The organism is Pleomorphomonas sp. JP5 (genome assembly GCF_023721815.1).
In the GTDB taxonomy this organism is placed as follows: Bacteria; Pseudomonadota; Alphaproteobacteria; order Rhizobiales; family Pleomorphomonadaceae; genus Pleomorphomonas.
This window is the reverse complement of the sequence record NZ_JAMDLI010000017.1, coordinates 1-1,269: the sequence shown is the minus strand read 5'-3', so window position 1 is coordinate 1,269 and position 1,269 is coordinate 1. Positions and strand designations below refer to the sequence as shown.

The 1,269-nt window shown below is 61.1% G+C and carries 1 protein-coding gene; it reads right to left on the bottom strand.

Translation table 11 applies throughout. From position 1 onward, the window contains the following. Positions 1-18 precede the first annotated feature (18 nt). A protein-coding gene (locus M4J40_RS17915; RefSeq protein WP_251755790.1) for an IS3 family transposase occupies positions 19-1,205 on the bottom strand; the annotation gives its coding sequence in 2 pieces (ribosomal slippage) (positions 19-956 and positions 956-1,205; 1,188 coding nt in all). Between the last annotated feature and the right edge of the window lie 64 nt (positions 1,206-1,269).

Genomic DNA, 1,269 nt, shown 5'->3' with positions numbered 1-1,269 from the left:
TGACGTTGCCCCCAGGAATTATCCAGTTCTGAGTTCGTTTCTGGCGTTGGTCTTTTCCTTACGGACGGCGGTGTCGGGCGTCGGCGCGGAGCCTTTCATCTGGCGGAGCGCCAAAGCCCGGCGGGGTGGGAAGGTTGCCGCAAACTCGGCCGGCGTGCGCCATCCGATCTGGGAATGCGGGCGAGCCGTGTTGTAATCGGCCTTCCATGTCGCCAGCGCAGCTTTTGCCTGGGCGAGCGAGGAGAACAGTGTTTCGTTGAGTAACTCGTCGCGAAGGCGGCCGTTGAAGCTCTCGATGAAGCCGTTCTGCATCGGTTTGCCCGGCGCGATATAGTGCCATTCGACCACGGCCTTTTCGGCCCAGGTGAGGATGGCGTTGCTGGTGAACTCGGTGCCGTTGTCGGAGACGATCATCTTAGGCTTGCTGCGTTCGACGATCAGCCGATCGAGCTCGCGAGCCACACGCACACCGGACAGTGACGTGTCCGCCAACAGCGCCAAGCATTCCCGCGTACAATCGTCAACGACCGTGAGGACACGGAATCGTCGCCCATCGGTGAACTGATCGGAGACAAAGTCGAGGCTCCAGCGTTCGTTGGGAAGAAGCTGCAACAGCATCGGCGCCCGCGTGCCGATTGCCCTCTTGCGGCCGCCACGCCGCCGCACAGTCAGCTTCTCCTCCCGATAAAGGCGAAACAGCTTCTTGTGGTTCACTTCAAAGCCTTCCCGGCGTAGCAGCACATGCAGACGCCTGTAACCGAAGCGACGGCGCTCGCGGGCAAGTGCGGTCATTCGCTCCCTGAGGTCCCGATCGTCGGGGCGAGTGGACTGGTATCTCACCGTCATCCGGCAACAGCCGATGGCTTTACACGCCCGCCGTTCGCTCATCCCGTGATGCTCCATCAGGTGAGCGACAGCCTTCCGCTCGGCAGCGGGCGCTACCACTTCTTTCCCAGAAGATCCTTCAGGGCGACATTGTCGAGCATGGCGTCGGCCAGCATCCGCTTCAGCTTGGCGTTCTCCTCCTCAAGCGCCTTCAATCGCTTGGCCTCGCTGACGTCCATGCCGCCGTACTTGGCTTTCCATTTGTAGATGCTGGCGTCACTGACCCCGTGCTTGCGGCACAGTTCGGCAACCGGGACGCCGCTCTCGTGCTCCTTCAAGATGCCGATGATCTGCTCTTCGCTGAAACGACTGCGCTTCATGTCCTGGTCCTCTCGATGGGCCAGAACGAACTTCAAACCGGATTAGGCTCAAGGGGCAACGTCA